General features: G+C 40.2%; 17 protein-coding genes, 1 tRNA gene and 1 pseudogene. 4 read left to right on the forward strand and 15 right to left on the reverse strand.

The genetic code is table 11. The annotated features are described in order from the left end of the window. Positions 1-101: 101 nt before the first annotated feature. The 13 genes and pseudogenes from QYT14_RS17220 to QYT14_RS17280 all read right to left on the reverse strand — a co-directional run bounded on the left by QYT14_RS17220 (position 102) and on the right by QYT14_RS17280 (position 8,744). Positions 102-533: a hypothetical protein gene (locus QYT14_RS17220; RefSeq protein WP_289307114.1), complete on the reverse strand. Its 432-nt coding sequence runs from the start codon at positions 531-533 to the stop codon at positions 102-104. Positions 534-604: 71 nt separating this feature from the next. Next, a complete protein-coding gene (locus QYT14_RS17225) occupies positions 605-745 on the reverse strand; it encodes a PoNe immunity protein domain-containing protein (protein ID WP_289307113.1) in 141 nt (46 codons plus the stop codon). After that, the gene (locus QYT14_RS17230) at positions 739-1,527 is read right to left on the reverse strand and encodes a DUF1266 domain-containing protein (RefSeq protein ID WP_237038393.1); all 789 of its coding nucleotides are present in this window, start codon (positions 1,525-1,527) and stop codon (positions 739-741) included. Before QYT14_RS17230 ends, QYT14_RS17225 begins: the two co-directional genes overlap by 7 nt. Before the next feature lie 24 nt (positions 1,528-1,551). Then, positions 1,552-1,890, reverse strand: a complete 339-nt coding sequence (locus tag QYT14_RS17235; RefSeq protein ID WP_289307115.1) for a T6SS immunity protein Tdi1 domain-containing protein — start codon at positions 1,888-1,890, stop codon at positions 1,552-1,554. Continuing rightward, positions 1,864-2,022 (reverse strand): annotated as a pseudogene (locus tag QYT14_RS17240) (GAD-like domain-containing protein); the annotation flags it as partial. The pseudogene QYT14_RS17240 and the gene QYT14_RS17235, both read right to left, overlap by 27 nt. A 161-nt stretch (positions 2,023-2,183) precedes the next feature. Then, positions 2,184-2,639, reverse strand: a complete 456-nt coding sequence (locus tag QYT14_RS17245; protein ID WP_118448869.1) for a DUF4375 domain-containing protein — start codon at positions 2,637-2,639, stop codon at positions 2,184-2,186. Positions 2,640-2,718: 79 nt separating this feature from the next. Further along, a complete protein-coding gene (locus tag QYT14_RS17250; RefSeq protein ID WP_289307112.1) occupies positions 2,719-3,078 on the reverse strand; it encodes an immunity 22 family protein in 360 nt (119 codons plus the stop codon). 96 nt (positions 3,079-3,174) lie between these two features. Continuing rightward, on the reverse strand, positions 3,175-3,618 hold the full coding sequence (locus tag QYT14_RS17255; RefSeq protein ID WP_217733897.1) for an Imm12 family immunity protein: 444 nt from the start codon (positions 3,616-3,618) through the stop codon (positions 3,175-3,177). A gap of 74 nt (positions 3,619-3,692) precedes the next feature. After that, on the reverse strand, positions 3,693-3,956 hold the full coding sequence (locus QYT14_RS17260) for a hypothetical protein (protein WP_289307111.1): 264 nt from the start codon (positions 3,954-3,956) through the stop codon (positions 3,693-3,695). Positions 3,957-4,032: 76 nt separating this feature from the next. Next, positions 4,033-4,662 carry an SMI1/KNR4 family protein gene (locus QYT14_RS17265; protein WP_288091766.1) on the reverse strand — a complete coding sequence of 210 codons (630 nt, stop codon included), beginning with the start codon at positions 4,660-4,662 and terminating at the stop codon, positions 4,033-4,035. Between the two features lie 71 nt (positions 4,663-4,733). Then, the gene (locus QYT14_RS17270; protein WP_289307110.1) at positions 4,734-5,837 is read right to left on the reverse strand and encodes a site-specific integrase; all 1,104 of its coding nucleotides are present in this window, start codon (positions 5,835-5,837) and stop codon (positions 4,734-4,736) included. Positions 5,838-5,993: 156 nt separating this feature from the next. Beyond that, complete coding sequence (locus tag QYT14_RS17275) at positions 5,994-6,614, reverse strand: TetR/AcrR family transcriptional regulator (RefSeq protein ID WP_289307109.1); 621 nt, start codon at positions 6,612-6,614, stop codon at positions 5,994-5,996. A 381-nt stretch (positions 6,615-6,995) separates the two neighbouring features. Then, positions 6,996-8,744 carry a helix-turn-helix domain-containing protein gene (locus QYT14_RS17280; RefSeq protein ID WP_289307108.1) on the reverse strand — a complete coding sequence of 583 codons (1,749 nt, stop codon included), beginning with the start codon at positions 8,742-8,744 and terminating at the stop codon, positions 6,996-6,998. 238 nt (positions 8,745-8,982) lie between these two features. On the opposite strand from QYT14_RS17280, the gene QYT14_RS17285 reads away from it, so the two are divergent. Beyond that, positions 8,983-9,067: transfer RNA gene (locus tag QYT14_RS17285), tRNA-Ser, on the forward strand. Between the two features lie 159 nt (positions 9,068-9,226). On the opposite strand, the gene QYT14_RS17290 is transcribed toward QYT14_RS17285, so the two are convergent. Next, entirely contained in the window at positions 9,227-10,513 is a 1,287-nt protein-coding gene (locus QYT14_RS17290) for a retropepsin-like aspartic protease (protein ID WP_289307107.1), read from the reverse strand. A gap of 115 nt (positions 10,514-10,628) precedes the next feature. Beyond that, positions 10,629-12,032 (reverse strand): mobilization protein, encoded by a 1,404-nt coding sequence (locus QYT14_RS17295; RefSeq protein ID WP_289307106.1) that lies wholly within the window; start codon positions 12,030-12,032, stop codon positions 10,629-10,631. Between the two features lie 567 nt (positions 12,033-12,599). Here QYT14_RS17295 and QYT14_RS17300 point away from each other — a divergent pair. The 3 genes from QYT14_RS17300 to QYT14_RS17310 are packed head-to-tail and all read left to right on the forward strand — an operon-like array spanning position 12,600 to position 14,955. Continuing rightward, positions 12,600-13,220, forward strand: coding sequence for a radical SAM protein (locus tag QYT14_RS17300; RefSeq protein ID WP_135472756.1), 621 nt, complete (start codon positions 12,600-12,602; stop codon positions 13,218-13,220). A gap of 2 nt (positions 13,221-13,222) precedes the next feature. Next, positions 13,223-14,005 (forward strand): energy transducer TonB, encoded by a 783-nt coding sequence (locus QYT14_RS17305; protein WP_135472755.1) that lies wholly within the window; start codon positions 13,223-13,225, stop codon positions 14,003-14,005. A 2-nt stretch (positions 14,006-14,007) separates the two neighbouring features. Next, positions 14,008-14,955: a hypothetical protein gene (locus QYT14_RS17310; protein ID WP_238337159.1), complete on the forward strand. Its 948-nt coding sequence runs from the start codon at positions 14,008-14,010 to the stop codon at positions 14,953-14,955. Positions 14,956-14,980: the final 25 nt, after the last annotated feature.

Here is a 14,980-nt window from a genome sequence, read left to right on the forward strand (position 1 = left end):
AGGGCTCGTTCGGGACTTGCACCCTATAGTTACTACACATGCAGGGCAAACATGGCTTGGAAAGGAACGCCGTTTAGGGGTTATCTTTCCTCGTTATAAACTTATCTTATTCCTTTCAATTCTTCTTTCATTCTTCCTTTTAGATGAAAATAAGCCAGCACGCCAAGGGCGTTGAATAATGCGGTTTCATCTTGATTGCGCCCTAATGCATTATAGAATTTTGCAACATTCCGATAAGCCAAAATTAGAAAGATTAAATAAACAACAGCCAAAATCCCTCCACTAAATACAAGCGTACAAATGCCTATCAATGAATTTCTATTGTATGCTTTATACTGTTTTTCAGCTTCATCATAATCATAGTTTGTTAAATAACCAAATTGTTGCAAATCATCTCTGCTCCATCCTCGCTCTCCCAATAAGTTGATAGCATAATCACGAAGTTCATCATCATAACCATAACGCTTATAATTTTTCACTACGTCTATCAACTTGTCATTATCGAATTTATTTAGAATTTCAAAATCTTCCATACAACTTTATTTATGTTTATAATGGATTAGCGGGGAACGCTGTAAGCGTTATCCTGCGTTATTAACGTCATTTAATTATTCTCGTTCCAGTGTACCATATCATAAGGATAATACTGCACTTCTTTCAAGCTGCTATCATCCAATCCTAATATTTTCACTAACGCACCACTTTCAAAACTCCAATAGCCGAATGGTTTGAAAAGAGTTACCATTCGATTTTTGTCCACGGGCTTTTCTCGCTCTTCAGCAAATCCTCTGCCATATACATCATGCCGGAGTTGGAGGCGCTTTTGCCACCCCATAAGGCACGCCCGATGATGTAGCTCATCGCAAGGTCGTGCCAAGAAGAAAAGCGGTCGCGCACCATTTCGTAGGCACGGTCTATGTAATCCCACGCTTCGGCTTCAGAGATATATTTCATGTCATAGCAGGCTCGTGCCATGAAGTTAAGGCGTCCGGCATCCCAGCCTGTTACACCGTAGCGCAGCAGGTCTTCCCTACAGGTGATGCAACCGCATTCCAGCAGTTCATCGTAGCATTCTTCGAGATTGTGCAGTTGCTCCACGACTTTGTCGTAATCCTCCTGATTGGTCATATGTTGTTGAAAAATCCGGTCTTTTGCCTCTTCATTGTCCAGCAGAAAAGTTTGATAAACATAAGGGAAGTAGTAGGCGAATCCTTTCTCACCAAGGTATTCCAATGTCTGCTTGGCATCTTGGGTGTTGCTGATGCCCCACCAATCGGCAAGGATGGTAGGGAGTTTGTCGTTGATGTCCAGCGTCAGTGAGTTGAGGTATGCCCCCTGCTGCAAGGCGTAGAGGGAACCTACAGAAAGTTTCTTGTACTCCGTTTCCGTCAGGTGCGAACGGGGATTGAGGCGTATGCCTTGAAAAAGACGAACGAACTTGCGTACGGCAGGCCATACGCGACGATAAAGATAGTAAACGATAATGATTGGGACGACTACCCAAAGCATCCAATTGAAATCTGTCATAAATATTTTGTTATTAATGGTTTATTATTGATTACTCATCATCTCGAAAAGCAGATGCTGGTGTACCCTCCCATCGCCTTTCTGGATATATTCAATGGATTCGCTTCCTCCAAAAGCTAAAGCCGGAGTAAAAAAGAAGATTTCATTTTCTTTCATGACTCCGCATTTCTCTATCGCCTGCTCAAACAGAGGCTTTTCCAGCAGAGATTCTATGATTTCGTCCTCTGTAATGAAATATACGAACTCTTCAAAACTAAAGGCGCAGGTATTCGTACAGCGATAGTGAATATTTAGGAGGCAGACATCATTTTCAGTGTCCGTCAATTTTCGATAATAGAGAATATTACCAAAACCGGTAATCATGATAGGGATTCTTGCAGGGTTCTCTCCGCCAAGCCATAAATACAGGTTAGGCATATAATCGTTAGGATCGATTACTTTCAACAAACCGTTGCCATAGTTTCCAAAGCCGTATGCTTTCCAAAAATCCAGCCATTCTGCGGGTAGCTAGTCTTTAAACTGGTTTAGAATCTCTTTTGTTGGTTTTCTTAGCTCTCCTGCCGGAGAAAATTTTTGTAAAAAATCATTAAATTGTTCCATAATATATTCTTTTAAGTGTTGTTAGTAATGGGTTGGCGTGGAACGCTGTTTAAGCGTTATCGTGCTTCGTTATCTATATTTTCAACCGAATCAGAATGGAATTTTAGAAGCATAAGCCGCATAATATTTTCCTTATCTTCCCAATATTCCTCGTCCATTTCATTCAACTTAGAGATTTCGTTCTCTGTTAAATGCTTGGGAATATCCCATAGCTCTTGTAATTGGCTATCATTTTCTAATCTTTGGATGATGCTGTATGCCTGCATAAGAAGTTGTTTTGTATCTGTTGCGTTAATTGCTTCCAGTCCTTTGATTGCAAGCAAGTAAGCATCATATCCCCAATTACAGAAGAATTGAAGAAATCCACCATTATACATTTCAAGTTCCAGCCAATATAATGCGGCGAATATACTGTCCGTTTCCCCCATATCTTGATAATTGGAACGAATTTCTGCAAACTTACGCCCAAGAGGGGAAAAGGATTGCTCCCAATATTGTTCTAAATTTTCCATTCTTATTGCTTTTGTTATAGATAATGGTTCGGCGGGGAACGGCGTTAGTCCGTTATCCCGGCTTGTTATCAACCTTATACTATAATGAACTATTATACATGCCAATATATTTAAGTCCATTGAAACTTTTCTCCTTATTGGGAATTGTAAGAGAAACATCCGTTACGTAAAAAACAGCGTTTCCCTTTACAAGCTCCATTGCCTTACATTTTATCAGTGCACTCTTTATATCCCCCATATCAATAGGTACTTGTTGTAATAAAATTCCAATATCTTGTTCTTCACTGAATAGAGGAATAATACCGATAAAATCTTCATCAAATTCATCTGTATTTATATCTATACAGAATCGGCAAGGAGAATCTTGGAGATTGAAGTAATCTTCATATTCTTTTTCACTTCCGGAAAAAGTTCCAATCCATATATGGACTTTTTTCATTCTTTCTAATGGACTTAAATACATAACAGTTTATTTAGAGTTGTTGATAATGGGTTGCAGCTTGCCGCCGTTAGGCGGAACAGGTGCTTGTTATTGCTATATTTCATTCACTATATCATTCATCTTTTTGCTGCAAATATCAACACAATGCTTGTATGAATTAATATCAAATGCGTACTTATATTTAGCCAATTTATTCAAAATCAAATCTCCATTTTTAATCATTAAACTTGTTATTGTAAAAATGAAATAGTTTAAATCTTTTTCCTTATTCCCAGTCCATTGTGTCCTGTCAATGCAAAAACTAACCACATATTCTTTTTTAACATTGTAATATCTTGGTTGATATATTCCTGTTCCGTTATAATAGGATGAAATATCACCATCAAAAAACAATGTTACCTTAAACATGGTAATAGCTTCATTTTCAAATGAAGTAAATGTATCTTTTATAATTTTCCTCATATTGCGCACAAAGGGACTTAAGGCTTTAGATGCATTAAGTTCTCCACCATATACTATATTTAATGTAAATTCCATACTTCCTTAATTAAGTTAGCAATAATGGGGTGCAAATAGCTGACCGTTAGGGCAGTTCATTCGCTCGTTATCTGTTATATTTCACTATTTTCTAATATTTTGCCATACCAATCTTCGGTGTGTTCCTTATTCCAGTTATTGCCATGTTCCTCTGCTATAATAATCAAAACTAATAATGATAAGGGGTTGAAGCCAAATATTTCTATATCTTGTTTTTGTGCAATCCAACATTCTATTTTATTTTGGCTTTCATCCAGTTCGATTTTTACAGTATATCCTCTTTTCTTTATTTCAGATAAAGCAGGATTATAAGTATTCATTGCTTCGGCTAATTTCATATACTTTTTTATTACAGATAATGGTTTGGTGAGGAACAGCGTTTAGCTGTTGGCTCGACCTTGTTACCAACCTCAATTATAATTCAGAGAAATCAAAAAGATTGAAGAACTTATCAAACTTCTCTTCTGTTCTACATGACAAAAATATTCCGTCATCTGTTGGTGTATTGTCGGCTTTATAGAAATACCAAATCAGATTATCTTGATATGCATATATGATTAGAGTATTATATTGCACAACTTTATTCCATTCCTTTTGTACATATTCCAATATAGCAGGATAGGCTTCTTCGTTTTCAGCTATTCCGCCAAACTCAAAGCCTCCTTGTGCGCAATTATAATACATCGTTAATAGAATAAAATCCATTAATCCAATCGGTTCTGTTATCCAACCTTCATCATCACTATACTTAACCCAGATTGTGGTATCATGTATTGTAGTAGCCCATAAACACACTTCTTGATTTTCTGCAAGAAAGATAATCTTTTCACCATCTGATTGTAATTCGTCTAATGGCAAGAACCGTTGGAACGAAGAAGCCAATACCTCTACTTTTCCAACAGATAAATAAAAATGCCTTAGAGCTTCCGGCATTGTTAGTCCAAGCATATTTTCAGCCTGTTTGATTTCATCCGTTGTGTAACCGTCATTTGCAGTTAATTTTCTGCCTAATAACTGTTCTGCTGTTTGAATAATGTTCTTCATATTTTAATTGTTGGTAATGTATTCAATAACCACACCTTATGGTGTGGTTCCTAATCTCTAATATCCACACCTCACGAATCATCCAGTGTATCAAGTGGATTGGGTATGCTTGATTTATGGGCACTCGTTACATGAAGATATATACTTGTTGTCTTAATGTCATTGTGCCCCAGCAACTCCTGTATGGTTCTTAGATCAGTACCTTGTTCCTGTAAATGGGTAGCGAAAGAGTGACGGAGCATGTGTACATGTACCCGATGTTTGATACCTGCATGTTCGGCAGCTTCTTTCAGTATTTTCACCAATGCACTTGCCGAATATTGCTCACCGGAAGTATCACCCTCAAACAGCCATTTCTTCGGACGGTACTCTTTGTAATATGTTCGTAGCTCATTCAATACTTTTTCTGATAACAATGAATAACGGCACTTTTTCCCTTTACCCATTATGCGTACTAACATCCGTTCGCTAATGATGTCTTTCGGGGTAAGGTTCAGCAGTTCGCTTCTTCTTAGTCCGGCAGAATATATCAGCGAAATCATGCAATGATGTTTCAAGTTAGGCAAACAGGAGAGGATACGGCTTATCTCATTACGGCTAAGCACTTCGGGCAGTGTTTTGTACTCTTTGGCACGTGTAATTCCGCCGTAATATTGCCGCTTGCCACCTTTTACTTTCTTGTAGTAGAACTTGATAGCGTTAATGCGCATATTCTGTTGTGACACGGAGATTTTTTTCTCATTTACCAAATAAAGTATATAGTGATTGATGTCCGCCACTTTCAGACGGTCGATGTTACGCCCTTTGTGATACTCCATGAAATCACTGAAATAAATCCTGTAAGTCTTGATTGTCGAGGGACTGTAACGCTTCTGTTCCAGTAATTCTAAATAGCCTTTCGGCAGCACGTATTCACGTTGGGGTTTAGGATGACGAACATATACCCAGCTGTAATCAATATAAGCGTGGGGAGAGTAACGAGTGTAGAACTCCGAAAGCCGGAAAGCGGATGCTTGTATGTATGCACTTCCGTTCCCGATTGTTTTAATTCCTTTGTCCTGCGAAAGTAGCAAGGCAATAGTCTGATTATCGGCATATTCTATCCGTATATAATCCTGACCGTCTGTATTTTGTTTTGTCGGTATGATACTTCCGCGTTGTTTGCTTGCATCCATGTAGGGCTTGTTTTATAACATTACAACTCTCATTAATTAAATGATATTGCCAAAGTTATAAAACAATTCCGAATAAAGTGAACGAACGTTTTCTTTTTATCTTTTTTTTGCACAGACAATCAGGGCAGCAGGGGAGCAGCGTTCAATGGAGACTGTTTAGCGTTTCAACAAGGAGTAAACGGCATGTAAATGTTTGGAGAGTTTTTCGGTGTTCAGTCCACCCAGAAAAGACATTTCAAAGGAAAGCCCCATGTAAACCTGCCGGAACATGACTACCGCTTCCTCTACATCCACATCCTCTCTTAGTTCTCCGGTAGCTATGGCACGTTGTATAGCGGCACGCCAGTAAGCATAGTCAACCTCTACAAGATTACGGAGTTTTTCTTTTGCATCAGGATCGTATTGGAGCAGTTGAAACAGAAAATGGAAATATTGGGCATGGTATGTGAACTTTCCTTGCGCCACCTTGTCCCGGTCTGCACCTATCAGGTCGCCCAGCATATCCATTGTCCGTTGTACGCCACGCACATATTCGTCTATAAATTCGGCAAACGTACTGTTCGTTTCAGTGAATTTGTTTCGTGGATTTTGCGTGCTGAACCAAAACCTGTCCACCACAGCAATGAACAATTCCTGTTTGTTCTTGTAGTATTTGAATATTCCGGCTTTCGACATTCCGAGCATCTTGCCAAGTTCCGCAAAACTGGCTTTCTCATAGTTCACGGACATAAACAGCTTGAACGCAGCTATCAGTAATTCATCACGGGTAATTTTCATATTACGGCAGTCTTTTACATTTAGGCTACGAAGATACATTTTTTCGTTCACATTCCCAAAGCGAAGAAAACAAACTCTTCCTCTTCAAGCCCGCCCAAGCGCCCATCCCCAACCATTTCCAACATGCACCCCTCATTTTCATTCCATCCGTTCCCCCTCAAAAATCCCCCTAATAAAAAATTTCCTTATTTCTTTCCTGTTTTCAGTCCAATTTTGTACATTTATACCAAGTTATCAGAGCAGAGCGAAGAAACGCAAAGCCCCCCGCACCGTTACTAATTCGTTACCTGCTACCTAACTTTCTACTCTTTACGTCTTGACAATTAGTTAATTAAACATTTTCTGCAGTTTTTAGATGAAAAATCAGGGACGTATGGTGACTTATTGTTGCTTTTGTAATTCCAGTACTTTATTACGATATTGAGAAGGAGTCATTCCTACCGCTGACTGGAAAAGGTTGTAGAAAGTGGAAATGGAGTTGAACCCTAAATCGGCAGAGATTGCTTTTAACGGAGTGTCGTTTTGGGGATTGGACAATAGGCGGATGGCTTCTTCGATACGGAAACTGTTTACATAGTGAGTAAAGGACTGTTTGGACTGCTCATTGATAATACGGGAAAGATAAGTGCGGTTTGTGCCTAATAAATCAGCTATTTTATCTTTTGTGATACTGTTGTCTTTGTAAATTTTATCTTCACGCATAATTCGTTCTAAAGCCCTGAAAAGTTCCAAACTTTTCTCATTGGTAAGTGACGAACCTGCATATTTTTCGGGAGCATTACCCGGCTTTCCGTTTTGCTCCAGCTCTTTGATGCGGCGGTTCAGTTCTGTTTCTCTTTTGATGGCTTCCTGATTCTGCTTGACGATACTTACATAAAGTTTGTTTTTGCGTCGGTAGAGATAATACAGCAAGCCCAATACAATAAAGATAATGATAAGGATAAACGTCTGCTGTTGGATGCGTTGCTCTTTCTGTATTACATCTAACTTGCTTTGTTTTATCATGTTCTCTTGGCGTTCGGTGTCATATTTGAATCTCATTTCGCTCAAATCTCTTTCCTTATCCTTATTAAAAAGACTGTCATTCTCCAAGCGGAATACCTTATAGTATTTTAGTGCATTATGATACTGATGAAGTTGTTCGTAACAGGTCGAGAGAGTTTCGTAAAGTGCATTACGGTGAATTGCATTTGCTCGTGCATACGAAATTGCCAATCCTTGTTTTAGTAGCAGGATAGCTTCTTCATATTTCTTTTCCTTCATCAAAACACGGGCATATCCCAAATGGGCATAGACAATGGAAGAAGTTTGTGCAGCCTGTTTATCTTTCATTGCTTTTTTATAGTATTCGATGGCTTGGGCATATTCTCCCGAATCACACAGGATATTTCCGAAAAGATTATAAGTGTGTGCCTGGTCGTAAAAATCATTTTCCAGCATTAACGCTTCTGCCTCATGGATGTATTTTATGGCTTCTTCATTTTGATGCATCAAGAAATAGAGATAAGCGGCATTGATTGCTCCGGTATAAATAATATAAGGGTCATTGAGCCTATGCCCGAGTTCATACGATTCTAACGCATATTTGATGCCGGCTTTATCTTTTTTCAGATAATAGATATTAGCTAAATTAGCCAATAGGAGGGCGTATTGCTTTTGATACTTATTTTGTTGTGCTAACGTGATGCCCTTATATAGCCATTGGATGGCACGATAATAATCCGTATCGATATTGGCAGCATACAGTCCCAAATTGCCATACACTGAGCATAGAAGAGAATCATTGTGAAGTTTGGTTGCCAGTTCCAAAGCCATATTCAAATTCTTTTTGGCTACCTTTTCCCTTCCACTCATCATTTGTGCTTGTCCTTGAAAAAGATAGGAATATAGATGGAGCGATGGATTTTTACTCTTATCCGCTATGTTTTTCATATATTCGGCGTAAGTAATTGTTTTGGAGAACTCTCCTTTATTGAGGTAATATTGGCATAAAAATTTGAGTGCATTACTGTTCTCCGGTTCTTTTTTGATAATTTCCAGTTGTTTTTCGACAATAAGAGGCTTCTTCTGCGCTTTTGCGCAAAAGGGTATCCAGAGGAAAAGCACTAAAAGGAAAAATTTTATCTTCATGCGTTTTTTCTATTGTAGATGCAAATGTACATGATAATTTTTAGATTTTCATTCCACATTGTCTCTTTCTTATGATAATTTGTGAGGAGGGAGAGGAGGCAAAAGATGGTATGTAAATGGTGTGAAGAGAAAAAATATGGAGATTTTTAATTTTTTTCTCCTAAAAGTATTGCAGTTCTAAAATAAAACTGTACCTTTGCACCGCTTTCAGAAAGAAAGTACTTCTCAAAGGAGTTTTGGAGAGGTGGCAGAGTGGTCGATTGCGGCGGTCTTGAAAACCGTTGTACTGCGAGGTACCCGGGGTTCGAATCCCTGTCTCTCCGCAGTAAAGGGTGTAAATCAAGTAGTTACGAGATTTACACCCTTTTTTACACCCAAAAATGTAAAGTTGGGTGTTTATTGAGAGTCAAAAGAAAAATAGGATACTATATTTGACAATAATATCCTATTTTTAATTTAATAAGATTATCGTGGCTTTAATATTATTCTCCACGTATAAACATATTCTGATAGTTAATCACAAGCCGTTTGAATGACAATACGAAGTCCGCTCCCAATGAACCTGAAAACAACTGGCTGCTGGATTCTGTATTCTTAACGACTTCCGTATCATATAATGTTATAGTAGTACCTGCTGCCTTAAAACAGAACTTTGGCAATGTGACTGCTGTTGTCTGCGATATCCCACCAAAGCCTCCACGGGAAGTTGCATGTTCTGCAAGCCCCTCAATGGCATGAGGAAATATTTTTGCGAATTTGTTCCCCAAATCGGACTTTACGTTTCCGGTATCAAAAATCAGATCAAAAGGTTTCTCATTATAATTTATCCGTACCTGTGGCGTATTTGAAGACAGATACATATTCGGCTCTCCGCCTGATGCTTTGTAAGGGAAAACATACTTGCCAGCTTCATTGTCTATGATTATTTCCCGTGTGTCCCTGATAAAGTTATAACCAAGCACTCCGTCAAATGTAAATACAGAATCCAGTTCATTGTCGGGAGGGGCAACCATAAAAACAGGATTATGATATACCAGTTCTCCTATTTTCATAGAATCTGCCGTGGCGAGTTTCACAAACCCAATCTCCATACCTGATACGGGAATAGAATCTGCCACAATTTTCAAACCTGCTTCTTTCGCATATTTCTCTGAAACGAAATTGCCAAAAGAACAGCCTGTATCGAAAATGTAATTTTTCGTTATTCCGTTTACTTCCACCGGTATATAAATATGTTTGCCTCTTCCTACAGTTTCCACACTCATCAGCACTGTAACATCTCGATTGGGACGTTCAAGATAAGGCTTTGGCACATTGGCAAGGGCTTTGCCTACTTTTTCTATAAACACAAAACTATAAAGAGATTCAAATGGTACAGATTGTTTAAGTGCATTAACCAAATCTTCTCCAACTTTTCCGGCTTGTTCGTACATTCCTAAATTTAAAAGATTCATACCCTGTAAAGCAGCCATTCCTATTGAGGTTTCTGCCCCCATTTCTTCTTGATGATATAACAATAGGCTATCAAGGGCAATAGCAGCATTTTCCAGTTTGTTAAATCCAATACCCAACTGCGCTTCCGCTACGAAGTTAAGCATTTTAACGCTTACGGAGTCTTTCAGATTCGGGTATTCTTTTCTCAATTGGAATAAATCACCGCTGTTCAGGATTTCTCCCATTTTTATATCTGCCTGTGTTTGTGAATAGACAGAATTATATCCGAACAAGAAGGCAATAAGAATGAATGAAAGTCTATTTGCAATTTTCATACTAATTGTATAATGATAGATTAAACATAAAGCAAATATAATAAATAAAACATGAAAAGGAGCTATCAAAATATATTTGATTACTCCTCTTTACGTGATTTGATTAATTTAACAATTACAATTTGAAGCCTCTACTTTTTCTTGGTTCTTCTGTCGGTCTTCGTAAACTTTGCCGTAATTTATCAAACTGCTCTTTGAACCATTCTCCCATCTGTATTCTGTTTATAGTCAGTATAAGCTTACCGCCATCCATCGGATGTTTCTCAACCCTGAAAACATCGTTTTTGATATTAAACTTACGTCTGTGTTCTTCGGAATAAATTTTGCCACTACATTGTATGGCTTCTTTCTTTGTCAAGAGGCTTTCTATCATGTCTTTGGTAAATCCGATAACAGCGCATAATTTTTCCATTCTCAACATCTCTTTGAACATCGGGAACCATTTGTGGGCTTTTTCAAGCAAGGTGTTCAGCCGGGTTATTTCCCTGTCTTTAGCTTCAAGCTCTTGATTGTGTGTTCCTTGAAGATTGCGTATCTGTTTGCCGTGCTGTTCCTGCATTTGTTGCATCTTGGCTTTTAATTCATCAATGCCTTTATCACGCTTGGCAACTTCCTGACGCAATTTTTCATTGGCTTGTTCCAAATCTTTCAATTTTCCACTGCCGAAAAGAGAACCGACACTGCTTGCTATGGCAGTGGCTGCATTGGTGGCTGTTTTCTTTAGCTTGTCGGTGCGTATTTCTGATTTCACCTGTTTCAGTTCCTGTTCAGCAAGACCTATCTGTTCTTCTTTGTGCCGTTTTGCAGCATCCATGCGTTGCAGTTCGGCTTTCTGCTTCTCAATGATGAAATCGTTACGCTCCAGATGCTCCTTGCCAGTAACAGCTTTTGACTGCCCACGCTCCATTAGGAGAATGTCGGATGCCAAACTCTGCATTTCCGTCATATCCTCGTCATTGAGCTTTCGGCTTTTACCGGTATCGTGGTTCATCCAGTCGAAAACGATATGTGCATGGTAATTCGGCTTGAACCACTTTTCACCGACTTGGAAACTCTCCCTATCTCCGGATTCGGGTTGTCCACTAAGCCAGTGTCCCTCGTCCTTGTGCAGGAAGATTTGTAGCGGTGTGATACCCCAGCGTCTTTGGCACTCCTCACCAAACTTTCGTACATCTGCCAATGTGGTGTCCGGTCGGATGAGCAATACTCCCTCACGGATTGGTGAGCATCCAGCTACTTTTATAATCTTCCCATTCTTTCCCTTGCGTTCACGCTCCTTTTCTTGCATCGCTCGTCCGGTCTTTTCTTTGACCATCCGTTTGATGTTTTCATAGTGCACCTGCAGATCAGGACTGCCAAAGTTCGGGTTTATCCACTGCTCGTTATCGGCAGTAAGTTCGGGCACGATGTAGATTTGAGATTTGCCGATATTGCGCATATACTCGGCAGTTCTCCGGTTATGAGCCCCGCTTGATGTAACTCTGCAGGGCTTGATATGTATGCTTGACTTTGTTGCCATATTCTTAAATTTTGATTCGGATTGTTGATAAAATATTCTGTTGTCTGCTCATTGCCGCACAGGGTTCTTAGGGGTGTAACCCATAAGCGGAGATTGCAAAGAGAGGGTCACTCTTTGCTCGGGGTTCTCAGGGGTGAACGCCCTGAGTGGGTCATTAGGGCAAAGCCCTAATCCCCTCGGGAGAGCCCACAACTACGTAAGCGAAGCGTGTAGTTATAGTGGGCTACTAACCAATGTGCAATATTACATTATTGATTTATAGCTGTATAAACAGATTTGTATGTTGTTAAGCAACGAATAGGTAACAGAAATAATTTTTATCTGCGTATGCGTGACGTATAGAAGAATAGTGTGCTTTTCACTTACAAAAGTAGGGATAAAAAATGGAATTTGGAATAATTCCATGATGTATTTATAAACGGGTGCTTGCGTTCACAATGGACTGTTTTATAGTCTTACCCATAATCTAAATCATCAAATCGTTAGTTCTTAAATTATTTCCGTACCAAAATCGCAATTCTTTCAAGTAAAATGCGTAATTTTGTGTAACTTAAGGTAATTGGTTACATGAAACAACGGGTAAAAATAATCGGAATATCACGGCATCGCCTCTCAACTGATGGCGATGGTGTTACTACGCTTGTTGCCTTTCATGGCTGTCCTCTCAATTGTCGATATTGCCTGAACCCGCAGTCGCTGGGCGATGCTGGACATTTCCGCGAGTATTCGTCGGAGGAATTGTATGCCGAAACGAGCATTGACGAACTTTATTTCATCGCCACAAACGGAGGCGTGACTTTCGGAGGCGGCGAGCCATGTCTGCGTCCGCAGTTTATTCGTGAGTTCCGCGAACTGTGTGGTCCCTCATGGCAACTCAATCTGGAGACATCACTCAACGTGCCGTCTGCTAATGTCGAGGCTCTGCTCCCGGTGGTAAACACCCTGATTATCGACATCAAGGATATGAACCCCGCGATATACAACAGCTACACCGGACAATCAAACGACCTTGTTCTTGACAATCTCCGGCTGATAGCTGATTCGGGGAGACAAAAGGACTGCATAATCCGCTTACCGTTGATACCTGATTTCAACACAGAAACCGACCGCACGGCAAGCTGTTCCAGACTTGAGGCCCTCGGTTTCAACAACTTCGATTTATTCACCTACCAAATACGCAGACATTGACTATGGTACGAGGAAAACAGACTTGCAAAATCTTGAAAGAGATTCGCCGGCAGATTGCCGAGGCAAACGAGATTGAGTTAGTTACATCGGAATGTCGCTACAAAGGCGACTGTCTCGGTACGTGTCCCAAATGCGAAGCCGAAGTACGATATTTGGAGCAACATCTTCGTGTCCGCTCACTCGCCGGAAAAGCAGTTGCCCTTGCAGGAATCTCGGCTGGCATAATGCTTATGTCGGGATGTAACGGCAAATCATCGAATCTGTCAAACGAAACTTTGCAAGGTGAACCGGTGGCTCCCATTGAGCAAACAGAGGCAATGGATAGCATCGATGAAGAAGGTGAACAGCCGGAAGATACGATGTCTGTGTCACGGGATTTGTCTGTCATCAAAGAGGGCGAGATTGCCAGTGTTCCAATCCCAGGGGCAGTACCTGACTATCCCCCTGCAGATCCGGATGAGAAGGGTGTTTATAGCTGTGTTGAGCGAATGCCGGAATTTCCCGGAGGAAATGTTGAAATGTTGCATTTTATAAACCAACATCTGAAATATCCCGAAGAACAATTAAAAGAGGGGATTCAAGGTCGTGTGGTTGTAAAATTCTATGTAGATACATTGGGACGGGTTTGCGAGCCGGAGATTTTAAGAGGCAAGGATTCAGCTCTCGTCCGTGAGGCGTTGCGTGTAGTCCGGCTATTTCCGGATTTCACTCCAGGCACACTCAATGGCAAGAAAGTCAACACATACATGGTTCTTCCTATAACATTCAAATTACCTACAGATTGACTATGGCACGAGGAAAGCAGACCTGCAAGATTCTGAAAGAGATACGCCGACAGATAGCAGATGCCAACGGGATTGAGTTCGTGACATCGGAATGCCGCTATAAGGGCGACTGCCTCGGCACTTGCCCCAAATGTGAAGCAGAGGTGCGCTATTTGGAGCAACAGCTCCGCATCCGCTCCCTTGCCGGAAAAGCCATAGCCCTTGCCGGAATCTCGGCGACATTCCTCACCATGCTCATGCCGTCATCTATGCAGGCTCAGATACAATGTGATACACAATTCTCAACGGATAGTGTCTCAGTTCAATCGCGGATTGGAGCAGCATTAATAAAGGGTCGTGTTACTGGAATCTGGACAAAGCCGGGCGAGTCTAAAGGAGAACACGAGGTTTTGATAGGCACTGTCATCCAAAATATTAATACTAAGAAATCAATTAGCACTGACATTGATGGTAATTTTCAAATCGAGGCATGCTTGGGCGATTCGATAAAATTCTCATATATCGGATACAAACCACGTACTATATATGTGAATGACCTTGAAACTCCAATGAATGTTACGCTGGAGCAAGCAGATTATTTTATAGGTGAAATAGAAGGTGTTGTAGCCAAAGAACCGGCTAAGCCTGGGGGGATGCTTGATTTATATTTTGTCGATGAAAAGGGCAATGCGATTAATCCATCTGAAATAGATGTTTATAAAGTTTTTACTGATGAAAATGGTAGCGAAGATTATGAATCGCTATCATCCGATCATCAATATGATAATGACACTGCGATTAGAATAGAGTGGATTTATGATTGGGCACTTCAAGACAAAGACGGCAAGCCTCTTAAAGAAGCGACATTCCGCATAGAAGCCGAGGGTTACGACGACCCGGTGACAATCAAGGTCAAATATCCCCAACGCAACGCTAAGAAAACTATCAAGTTCAAAAATAAAAAGAAATAGCCGCTATGTCCGATTCTCTCCGATA

The sequence above is a fragment of the uncultured Phocaeicola sp. genome (genome assembly GCF_948499155.1).
GTDB lineage: Bacteria > Bacteroidota > Bacteroidia > Bacteroidales > Bacteroidaceae > Phocaeicola > Phocaeicola faecalis.

Bases quoted from the DNA above. Each gene is read 5' to 3' on its own strand.
- QYT14_RS17220 (WP_289307114.1), bottom strand. From the start codon at position 533: ATGGAAGATTTTGAAATTCTAAATAAATTCGATAATGACAAGTTGATA.
- QYT14_RS17225 (WP_289307113.1), bottom strand. From the start codon at position 745: ATGGTAACTCTTTTCAAACCATTCGGCTATTGGAGTTTTGAAAGTGGT.
- QYT14_RS17230 (WP_237038393.1), bottom strand. From the start codon at position 1,527: ATGACAGATTTCAATTGGATGCTTTGGGTAGTCGTCCCAATCATTATC.
- QYT14_RS17235 (WP_289307115.1), bottom strand. From the start codon at position 1,890: ATGATTACCGGTTTTGGTAATATTCTCTATTATCGAAAATTGACGGAC.
- QYT14_RS17245 (WP_118448869.1), bottom strand. From the start codon at position 2,639: ATGGAAAATTTAGAACAATATTGGGAGCAATCCTTTTCCCCTCTTGGG.
- QYT14_RS17250 (WP_289307112.1), bottom strand. From the start codon at position 3,078: ATGAAAAAAGTCCATATATGGATTGGAACTTTTTCCGGAAGTGAAAAA.
- QYT14_RS17255 (WP_217733897.1), bottom strand. From the start codon at position 3,618: ATGGAATTTACATTAAATATAGTATATGGTGGAGAACTTAATGCATCT.
- QYT14_RS17260 (WP_289307111.1), bottom strand. From the start codon at position 3,956: ATGAAATTAGCCGAAGCAATGAATACTTATAATCCTGCTTTATCTGAA.
- QYT14_RS17265 (WP_288091766.1), bottom strand. From the start codon at position 4,662: ATGAAGAACATTATTCAAACAGCAGAACAGTTATTAGGCAGAAAATTA.
- QYT14_RS17270 (WP_289307110.1), bottom strand. From the start codon at position 5,837: ATGGATGCAAGCAAACAACGCGGAAGTATCATACCGACAAAACAAAAT.
- QYT14_RS17275 (WP_289307109.1), bottom strand. From the start codon at position 6,614: ATGAAAATTACCCGTGATGAATTACTGATAGCTGCGTTCAAGCTGTTT.
- QYT14_RS17280 (WP_289307108.1), bottom strand. From the start codon at position 8,744: ATGAAGATAAAATTTTTCCTTTTAGTGCTTTTCCTCTGGATACCCTTT.
- QYT14_RS17290 (WP_289307107.1), bottom strand. From the start codon at position 10,513: ATGAAAATTGCAAATAGACTTTCATTCATTCTTATTGCCTTCTTGTTC.
- QYT14_RS17295 (WP_289307106.1), bottom strand. From the start codon at position 12,032: ATGGCAACAAAGTCAAGCATACATATCAAGCCCTGCAGAGTTACATCA.
- QYT14_RS17300 (WP_135472756.1), top strand. From the start codon at position 12,600: ATGAAACAACGGGTAAAAATAATCGGAATATCACGGCATCGCCTCTCA.
- QYT14_RS17305 (WP_135472755.1), top strand. From the start codon at position 13,223: ATGGTACGAGGAAAACAGACTTGCAAAATCTTGAAAGAGATTCGCCGG.
- QYT14_RS17310 (WP_238337159.1), top strand. From the start codon at position 14,008: ATGGCACGAGGAAAGCAGACCTGCAAGATTCTGAAAGAGATACGCCGA.